This window comes from Roseovarius sp., from assembly GCF_965228755.1.
Classification (GTDB): Bacteria; Pseudomonadota; Alphaproteobacteria; order Rhodobacterales; family Rhodobacteraceae; genus Roseovarius.
The window spans coordinates 17,680-26,881 of the sequence record NZ_CBDDIG010000014.1 but is presented as its reverse complement, the minus strand read 5'-3'; the positions used below and the strand labels follow the sequence as shown (position 1 = coordinate 26,881).

10 protein-coding genes are annotated in these 9,202 nt (G+C 58.8%); 6 read left to right on the top strand and 4 right to left on the bottom strand.

Going from position 1 to position 9,202, the window contains the following annotated elements; translation table 11 throughout:
* Positions 1-79 precede the first annotated feature (79 nt).
* From ACO07J_RS23405 to ACO07J_RS23380, 6 genes are all read left to right on the top strand, one after another.
* Positions 80-1,432 (top strand): tyrosine-type recombinase/integrase, encoded by a 1,353-nt coding sequence (locus tag ACO07J_RS23405; RefSeq protein WP_422033555.1) that lies wholly within the window; start codon positions 80-82, stop codon positions 1,430-1,432.
* Positions 1,429-2,136 (top strand): hypothetical protein, encoded by a 708-nt coding sequence (locus ACO07J_RS23400; RefSeq protein WP_422033553.1) that lies wholly within the window; start codon positions 1,429-1,431, stop codon positions 2,134-2,136. The genes ACO07J_RS23405 and ACO07J_RS23400 overlap by 4 nt, the downstream gene beginning before the upstream one ends.
* A gap of 95 nt (positions 2,137-2,231) precedes the next feature.
* Complete coding sequence (locus ACO07J_RS23395; RefSeq protein ID WP_422033551.1) at positions 2,232-2,471, top strand: helix-turn-helix transcriptional regulator; 240 nt, start codon at positions 2,232-2,234, stop codon at positions 2,469-2,471.
* A gap of 141 nt (positions 2,472-2,612) precedes the next feature.
* Positions 2,613-4,175, top strand: a complete 1,563-nt coding sequence (locus ACO07J_RS23390; protein ID WP_422033549.1) for a hypothetical protein — start codon at positions 2,613-2,615, stop codon at positions 4,173-4,175.
* A gap of 10 nt (positions 4,176-4,185) precedes the next feature.
* Positions 4,186-6,573 carry a DotA/TraY family protein gene (locus tag ACO07J_RS23385; RefSeq protein ID WP_422033547.1) on the top strand — a complete coding sequence of 796 codons (2,388 nt, stop codon included), beginning with the start codon at positions 4,186-4,188 and terminating at the stop codon, positions 6,571-6,573.
* Between the two features lie 66 nt (positions 6,574-6,639).
* Positions 6,640-6,867: a hypothetical protein gene (locus tag ACO07J_RS23380; protein WP_422033545.1), complete on the top strand. Its 228-nt coding sequence runs from the start codon at positions 6,640-6,642 to the stop codon at positions 6,865-6,867.
* Positions 6,868-7,315: 448 nt separating this feature from the next.
* Here ACO07J_RS23380 and ACO07J_RS23375 read toward each other — a convergent pair whose 3' ends face one another.
* The 4 genes from ACO07J_RS23375 to ACO07J_RS23360 form a co-directional block, all read right to left on the bottom strand.
* Positions 7,316-7,579, bottom strand: coding sequence for a hypothetical protein (locus tag ACO07J_RS23375; RefSeq protein ID WP_422033543.1), 264 nt, complete (start codon positions 7,577-7,579; stop codon positions 7,316-7,318).
* Between the two features lie 138 nt (positions 7,580-7,717).
* Positions 7,718-8,119 carry a hypothetical protein gene (locus tag ACO07J_RS23370; RefSeq protein ID WP_422033541.1) on the bottom strand — a complete coding sequence of 134 codons (402 nt, stop codon included), beginning with the start codon at positions 8,117-8,119 and terminating at the stop codon, positions 7,718-7,720.
* 12 nt (positions 8,120-8,131) lie between these two features.
* On the bottom strand, positions 8,132-9,043 hold the full coding sequence (locus ACO07J_RS23365) for a relaxase/mobilization nuclease domain-containing protein (protein ID WP_422033539.1): 912 nt from the start codon (positions 9,041-9,043) through the stop codon (positions 8,132-8,134).
* Positions 9,040-9,201 (bottom strand): hypothetical protein, encoded by a 162-nt coding sequence (locus ACO07J_RS23360; RefSeq protein ID WP_422033537.1) that lies wholly within the window; start codon positions 9,199-9,201, stop codon positions 9,040-9,042. The genes ACO07J_RS23365 and ACO07J_RS23360 overlap by 4 nt, the downstream gene beginning before the upstream one ends.
* Position 9,202: the final 1 nt, after the last annotated feature.

Here is a 9,202-nt window from a genome sequence, read left to right as displayed (position 1 = left end):
CACAATGGCTTGTTGTGGCTCAAGGGGGCTTGGAATAGAAAGGTTTTTGTAGCCCATGTGTAGCCCAGAGGGAGGATAAATGTCGAAGGTCAAATTTTCAGAGGTTTACTTGAGGAATTTGAAGCCCCGATCCGGGCAACGCTATGAGGTGACTGATGCGGTCACAACCGGCTTGAAGGCGAGGGTTTCGCCCGATGGGGCCGTTACGTTCATCTTGAAGGCAAGGGGTGCGAACTCCAAGGTGACAACAATCACCCTGGGGAAGTACCCAGATCTCTCACTTAAAGAGGCGCGAACACGGGCGACGGAGAACCGTCTTGCCATCAAAAATGGTGAGGACGTCAATGCAGCGAAGCGAAGTCTGCGTCAGGCTACCGAGGCAAATGGTCTAACCTTGCGAGAGCTTCTCGAAGAGTACAGGGAGAAGGCATCTCGCACGAAGAAGATATGGCAGCGTGCGGGTCCGAAAACTGAGCGGACGCAAGCCGGTCGAGTTATCGAAACCGTATTCGCAAGTCTTTTGGATCAGCCCGTCGAAAGTATTTCGTCGAAGGCTTTTGCTACCGCGATCAACAATTATCAGCCTGCCCGTGATGGGAAGACAACTGCAAACGGGCAGGCCAGCCACGCCCGCTTATACCTTAGTCCCGTCTTGGACTGGGCGGCAGGCCGCAAGGCATTCAACAAAGTTGGGGCGGCCCGGCCTGTGGCTCTCGATGTGGCGAGTATGGATGAAATTCACGATCCGGCGTCGTCCGATCCCGAGATCAAAGGAGAGAGATCGAGGGTTTTGATGCAGGATGAACTGGAGCGCATACTGCCGCTGTTGAAGTATCCCGCTCCGGTCATCGGAAAGATGACAACATCTCCCAATGATGACTATCGGCCGATTGCGTTCCGATTCATTCTTTATACCGCTGCCCGGCTCAATGAAGTGGCTTCGATGCGCTGGCAGGACTTAGATAGGCTGAATGGCGTATGGCGGAAACCAGTTGTGAAGGCCACAAGGGGGCAATCGCGCGGGCAATCTCTCCCATTGTCTGGGGCAGCCTTGGACATCCTCCGAAGCCTGCCGGGATGGAGCAAGGCCAAACCCACAGACCTAGTTTTCCCGAACTCTGCGGGCGGAAAGCTGGGGAACTTGACGCGCTTTCAAAAAGCAATGTTCGCCGCGACGGGAACACGCGATTGGCATCGCCACGATCTGAGGCGAACGGCGTCAACTCTGATGTACAGCCTCAAGATTTCCGCGTTTGTTGTCGACCAAATTTTGGCCCACAAGGACCCCTTGAAACGCGAAGGTGTCAGTGCGTCCGCACATGTGTACATTAAGTTGATGAAGATGATGACGAACCAGCGCGATCCCCAAGAGGAGGCTTTGTCAATCCTCGCGGATGCGTTGGAAATGATCGAACAGGGCCAAGTCACATGAATGAGGAAGCAGTTGAGGGCGAAGATTTCCTGATGGAGTCGGAGCCACTCTACGAAGAATTGGATATTCGAGAGTTTTTCTCGGAATCAAATATTGCGATTATGACCAACGAGCTTCGGGGGCGAGGCTGCAAGGAAACTGATATCCATCGGTCTCTCGTGGTCGCGGCGAACTACGCATCAGCATTTATCCACAACAAGAAGAATTTCTCAGGGGCGCATATGGGACCAGACGCGGCAGGGAAACTTGTTGAGGACATCCAGAGGCAGGCTCGCAAGCTGCGGGGCAAGATTGAAAAAGCGCGAGATTCCCGCCTCGTTTTCGATAGACCGGACGGGACAATCAGAAAGTTCTCTGTAGATGATGTCCTGAATACGCTGCGCAGCCTCGAATACATGTTCGTTGAGGAACTTATGCATCAGGAGAGGCAGCGAGCGTTTCAGGGCACGGGGTTGGAAGCTGCGCCGAAGGGGGGGCAAGGAGACAGGGACTTTGACCAGTTTTTCGAAGCGATGCTGGCAATCTGGCAGGCCAATGGTGGCAACCTCAAGCGATCGAAGAATGACGATGGGTATGGCGGGCCTACGCTTCGTTTCGTCAAAGCCGCAATCTCCGATCCCTGTAAGACCGTTGGCTTACCTATAAGGTCGGATAAAAGGATAGCTGATAAGATTGTCGAAGTGAGGGATGCACTGCAAACCTAGGGCATCCCCGAACTGCATTGAAAATAATTTAGTTCGGGCATTTAGCGCCGCGCAAAGTGGCTGGCTACCTTCCTCTCAACACAGGAGGGTAGCCCATGCAGGACACCAAAGCACAGGACAAATTGCCGGACCTTGGTTGGGCCACGGTCAAACAGGTGGCACAGCACTTTAGCTGTAGCGTTGACTTGATCTGGCGCATGTCTCGGGATCGGGAGAACGGTTTCCCCGCGCCTTATAAGCTCGTTGCCCGCTGTACTCGGTGGAACGTTCAGGAAATCCTTGAGTGGGAAGCGTCCCTGAGGTCGGGAACAGCTACCATCAAGGAAGCAGCATAAAGAAAACCCCGCCGCGAATGCGGCGGGGTCTTTTTCGTCGCCGGATTGCCGTCCGACGTAGGTGCAACGTTCGTTTCCATCACACAACCTGTAGCAATTAAATATGTGGTGCGAGACGGACAGTCAAGGAAGTGACTGGCTGTGACCGTTAAAAACATCCAGAAATCCTCAAGTGAAGCGGGCCTCGCCCGCGCCTCGGAGAACCCCAAAAGCCACCCGTGTGGTAAGACGGGTGGCACTTTGAGGCATAACCCTAAAAACAAAGAGAAAAACTCCATCAAGAATGAGGGTGCGAAGGGGGTTCCTGCCGCAAAGTACCACCCCCCTCGCGCGTCCCGGAAGAAAGTAACTTCACCGGAGATGCAGGCATTCCTCCATCGTTTTTTCATCGACTATCTGACTGTCTCGGTTCCGAACAGTCGCGACGGTACAGGGCGGCGGATCGGTACGTTCGAGACCGAGGACGGGATTACGGCGGCGGACGTAGAGCAGGGCGAGTATGAGGAGGCCGTCGCCCGCGACCACCTGTTCGCCGTTGCGACTGCGGAATGCCTGCGCCCGTTCCGCGTCGGGCGCGGCACGGACGGATTCCATGGGGCCACGCAGCTCTCTTTTGATCCGACAGACAATGTGCGTGTGGTCACGATCCGCGCGGGTCATGCGACAAACATGCCGTCTATGGAATTGCCCGGATCGTCTGGAACGTGCGCAACACTTGCCCCGAAGCTGTTGCGGCGACTTGGCCCGGTCAACGTCGCACGTGTCGATGTTTCATTCGATATCTCCGCGGCGGGGCTGTGGGATGAGATAGACGATATGGCTGTGAAAATGGCCGCGACCCGGAAGATGAAAGCCCCCACGTACAAGGGGTCCGAAGAGGAGGGGCGCACGATGTATTTCGGGTCCGGGGATGTCTCAGTGAAAGTCTACGAAAAGGATTTCGAGCGTTTCGCGAAGGGGAAAACTGCGGAGGAGGACATTGATCCGAACCTCGTTCGCATCGAGTTTTCGATCCATGAGCAACATGCTGACGCGAAAGCTGCTGTGGGCCGGTATCTCCAAGAGCGCAACGATGACGGTGAACTTGTGAACCACCCCGGCGACCTCTTGAAAAATTATGCGTGGGTCCGGGAGTTCGTCGAAAACCTCGCGGTTCTGACCAGAGATGTTGCGCCGGATGCCGCGCGACTTGAGGTCGGTCGCATGAACAAGATGCCGGTCTCTCGCCCGGCCATCGTCCGCGCGAAAACGGCGGCGCGGCAATATGCCAGGACGTTCTGCAACGCGGCTATCGTCCAGATCGTAGACGACGAGTTCGACGGAGACTGGCAGTCAGCAACGACGACGCCGGACGCCGTGACGGATGTTGCGATTGAGATGCTGCGCCCAATTATCAAGGCTCGCGCTCTCGATCTGTGCGATTTCCACGGCCTCAACGCGGTACAGCGCGATGAGGAAGAGGCGCGGCGGCAGAGCGACATGCTCTCACGGTGGCTTGAGCGTGACGCGGACTTGAAAGACCTCGCGCAGGCTCAGCTTTGCCGGGCGGCTGAAAAAGCCCGCGACAATTTCGGGATGCCCGACGTGCTGCCGCCCTCTGCGATCCTGATGCCCGAAGGTGGGTATACGCCGCCCGGTGACGACGAGGAAATCGACCAGATTTTCGCAATGTCCGCCGATAATACCCAAGCCGCCGCCGCGTGAGGAGCCAGTCATGAAATACCTTTTTGTTCTGATCGCAATGCTGATCGCCTCCCCGGCTCTCGCCGCTGACCCGTCTGCGGCGACGTTCTGGGACGGGTTCGGAACGGAGTTCGGCGATGCCTATTCGAGCGTCATTCTCCATGAAATTTTCGGGCCGCTCTTCCCCTCGGCGGCGGGTGCGTCGGGACCGACGGTTTTTTCTCAAATCATCGGATATCTGAATTTCGCATGTGTCGCCGTAGGCGGTGTGCTGTTTTTTTACAATGTCACGGTCGGCGTCATGCAGAGCGCACATGAAGGGGAGGTTCTGGGGAAACGTTGGTCCTCCCTGTGGGCGCCGCTGCGTGTCCTTTTCGGCGTCGGCCTCCTGATCCCTCTCCCCGGCCTCGGCGGCTACAATCTGGGGCAGGCAGGCATAGCCTACATCGTTAAAGGGGCGACGGCCTCGGCGTCCCTCGTGTGGACGGCGGCGGCGGAAACGGTGATATCTGATGATATCCCCCTCGCCGCCAGCGCCCCCAGCGTTTCGCCGGGGCTGATCCGGGATTTGTACGCGAACGCGGGGTGCATGAAGCTCGTGCAGTATCAACTCGATATCGCGAGTGGATATGCTGCCGACAATTCAAAGCCGCGCCCGGTGATCGGATATCACCGAATGGAAAGTGTCACGCCCGGCCACGGTTCCCGCGCGCGTGTTCAGGTTCTGCGGCGGAATGGTGAGCTTGTTTCATACGCGCCGCCTGAGAGCATCGCAGTGACAACCGCGATCACCCACCCCGGCGATGATGCCAAGACCTTTCCGGGCCTGTGCGGTGGCTGGCAGACGCCGGACATGCCTATATACCTGACTGATCTCGGCGCTGATGGAACCGCGCTCCGAGAGGCGTTCAGCACGGGCCACGCAGTTCTGATCGACACTGTGGCCGCCGAAATGTCTGCGCTGTCCGGAACGCATTTTGAGGATGCGCGGAATGGCCGAGACATGGCCGATGTGTCCGGCGAGATTGCCCGGATCACACGCGATGCGAACGGCGCAATGTCCGAGTTTATGGTTGAACTTCGCGCTGCGGCGATTGAAGCGTCCGGCGCAGATGACGGGCGCGACATGCTCCTAGATCGCATCAGGGGCGATGCGGACTGCACCGGCCCTGACTGTCTCGGAGAAGGCTGGATCGGCGCGGGGACGTGGTACATCACGCTGGCGCGGCTGAATAACAGGTTGTCGTCCGTGATCGAGGCGAGGCCGGAGACCGATGGGCCGCAACTTTCGGCATCTCCCGAAGACCTGTTCGAAGAAGCCGGTGGACGCGCAACCGGGCGGAAATGGCTGGGCCTCGGTTCGTATGTGTCGGCGGATGATGTGGAGGGCATGGCTGCGGCATCTGAAATGACCCGCACCCTTGAGGGTTATGACCGACAGTTTGCAGAGAGTTCCGGGAAACTGGCTGCGCTCGGCTTTCCTCTCGACGCCGCGACGGTGGCGGAAATCAACAGCGATGCGGCGGACTCGATTTGGGATCGCGTCCCCGGTGCGCAGGCGATGCTGACGAATCTTCACGGAATTCTCCTCTCTGCGTTGGAGCCGGGAAATTTCGCCGATGATCCGATGATCGGCCTCACGTCCATCGGGAAATTTCTGATCACATTCGCATTCGCGCTGATCGGGGTTTCTACGCTGGCGGGCCTCGCCACCGGCGGGGCATTGGCGGTCTCTTTCGGACCGATTATCACAGCGATGATCGGCGCGGGCGTGGTCCTCTCGTTCGTGCTGCCGATCATGCCATTCATTTTCTGGCTCCTCGGCGTCACCGGGTATTTCCTCGTCGTGATTGAAGCCGTCATCGCAATCAATCTTTTTGCGCTGTCACACATGCGAATGGACGGCGAAGGGATCAGCGGCGAGGCGGGCCGGAACGGCTGGTTGCTGATGCTGACCTTGGCATTTACTCCCATGCTGATGATTTTCGGGTTCATCGCGGGAATGGTGATTTTCCGGGTATCGGACGCCCTCCTGTCCGCAGGGTTCTTCTACGCCGTTGAGGGCGTCATCGGCGGCGATTTCACATTCGGATTTGTCGCGATCATCGGCTACGCCGTGCTGATGGCGCTGATCTACGTCGTGCTCCTCGAAAGGTCGTTCAGCCTGATTACAGAACTCCCGGCGCGGGTTTTGCGCTGGATGGGGGACCGTGATCAAGTCGTCTCCAATACGTATGCTGTCGCCCCTGTGCGCCCCGGTGCGCGGCTTCCCGTAGGTTCGCCCGGCGGGGGTGCCGCGCCGGGTGGTGGCGGGCTTCCGAAGCCCTCGGGCGGCGGTGAGCCAAAGCCTACGGGCGGCGGCGTCCCGAAACCCACGGGCGGCAATTCAAACCCCCGCCCCCCGGTCGGGGGCGGCTGACAGAAAACGTTCTTGCGCACCGGAAATTTGCGCATAGATCGCATAGAGATTGAACGGAGAGAACCCATGTCACACGAAAAATACAATGCTGCACTCGCTCGCCTGACTGCGCATATTGAGGAGCACCCCGAATCGGGTTCTGCGAAAATCATTAGAGATGCGATCTGCGATAAACCCGTGCGTCTGTCGCAGCTATTCCATTCACTCGACGAGGAAAATCGCGAGGACGTCATGACTGTGATGTCGCTCGCACGGGTGTATGGCTTCCCGCAAAATTTTCATGAGAATGCGTAAGTTTTTTTCTTGTATCTGAATTTTCGGCGCATACATGAATACTATGAGAGGGCGACAAATTGCCCACTCTAGTTACCCGCCGCACAGGCGGCTTAGAGAGCACAAGCGGCATAGAGAAATCTTGCGCTCAATAGGGTCGGTTTCGATTGATCCTTATGTTACCCGCCGTACAGGCGGCTTGAATGGGCCTTGTAGCTCGATCACATTTCCCCGCCTGCGCGGGGATGAACCGATGTGATGATAACGAGATGCATTTCCGTGGAAGCGCGGATAGGTCCATGGTCTAGCGTTCTGCAGGACGTGACGACTGTTCCCCGCATGCGCGGGGATGAACCAACAGTATTGGTATGGGTGAACCCATGGCAGTCTGTTTTTCCCGCGTATGCGGGGAGTACTTCTGCTGAGAAGCGGATCGGGAAACCGGGGCAATGCCCCGGTTTTTCTCGTATTAAAGGCCCGGTTCCATGTCTCCGAAGGGGTCTTGAACCTCGGGCCTTTCGTTCTCCGCCTCCCTGCGCCGGGCCGTTTGCGCGGCTCCGGTAGCCTCGGGGATGTTCCGCATCCAGCCGCTTCCCTCGTCGTCATCGAGATACGTGAGGGCCGCATCCTCGGGCGGCGCGGGAAACTCTTCCGAAAGACGGCGGATAAGCTGTCGGGCAGCCTCGCCCAAGGCATTGCCCTGGGCGAGGTGTCCGGTCTCGTCGTCGGTCATCGTCGCGCCGAAGGCGTCACACCACCGGAGCCAAACCGCCGCCCTTCGACAGGCTGTCGCGTCGAGTGGATCGCGGGCAACTGTGGCTGCATCGAGAAACCGGCGAATAGCGTCTGTGTTTCGCATGATGACCCCCCGTCAGATCAGATCAAGAATAAGCAGAACGGCAACGCCCCCCGCGCCGATTGCAGCGCCGGTGAGGCCGGAAAGGAACGCGGTGATCCGGGTTTCTCGTGCGATAGCCTCGGCCCGTGCCAAAGGCTCGGTGAGTGCCAGCGCGATGCTCTGGCGGGCCTTGTCGATATCGCTTCCGATATGAACAGTGACGCCCTCAGCCTCGCGTTTCGCAAGGGTGCGTGAGGTGCGGTTATATCCTGTAGACACGTCGGTCAGGGCTTCCCGCGCGGCGGTCAGTTCATCTGTGACGCGCTGCTGCGCTTCGATCAGATCGCCCGCGTAGATGATGAAACGCCTGATATCGTCGGCAGGCGGCAGGTCTGTTTCATTCTCCGGCGTGGCGGCTTTCTTGATCCGTGCCATGGGGTGATCCTGTTATCTGAGACCCGGAGCGCGAAGGCCGCGCCTCGGCTCCCGGCGCGGGCGATGGTGCGATTGAAATCCCGGTGCAAGGAATGGCGCGAACGCGGCTTTCGCAGCCATGCCTGCCGCTCTGCCAAGCTCCCGCCTCGCGGCCCGTGCGGCCCGCATACGCGCTTTTTTGACCTGCTCGGGATCACGGCCAAGCCGCCGCCGGAGTTGCGTCAACGTTGCCGCCCGGTCGATCCGCCCCGCGCCTACCTTCTGACCCTCCGGCCCGGTCAGGAGCGCCCCGCTTCCCTTTCCTTTTTGTACGATTTCGAACTCCCACCCGGCGGCACGGATTTCCCTGTGCAAATCGTGCCAGCTTGTGGCCGTCAGGAGCGCCTGCCGGACACGTTCCGGCACGTCCGGCTGGTATGGTTCCCGGCTGCGCCGATGGCCACGCATCCGCTCTCCCGTTTCCGGGGCGGGGGCGTGCCGCCCTTCGACGGCGGTCCATCCGCGCTCCGCCTCGATCCGGCGCAACGCGCTCTCAATCTTTGCATAGCTGTTGCTGTCGGAAACAGTTTTGCCGTCCGGCCCGACCCTGTTTACAGCGATGTGAAAATGCGGGTGATCTCTGTCATCGTGTGCGATGATCACCGCTTGATTTTCGGACAAGCCAAGAGATTTCAGGACGCGCCGCGCATCCGCCCGCATCTGCTGCGGGGTGGGTCGCTCCCCTTCTGCATAGCTGACTGAGATATGCATGACGGGCTGCGTTGTCCGGGTGCTCTGCGCCGCCGCAACGGTCATTTCAGATACCGCCGCCTCGGGGCTGTCTGACGCGAGATTGTAGAGCGCCAGAAGCCGACCCCGAACTTCCTTTGTCAGGTATCGTATGAGCCTGCCGAAGTTGTCGCCTTTCCGGGTTTTTCCGATCATCTCTGATCGTCTCCGGCGGCAACTTTCCGGGCCACCCGGCGGCGGCGCGGTGCGTCCGCGACGTAGATCAGACCCCGGACGAGTCCGCTGATCATCATCATCAAGATGCCAGTGAAAACGAGAGTGATGGTCCGTGCCATTGCGGTTTCGGTTGTCATG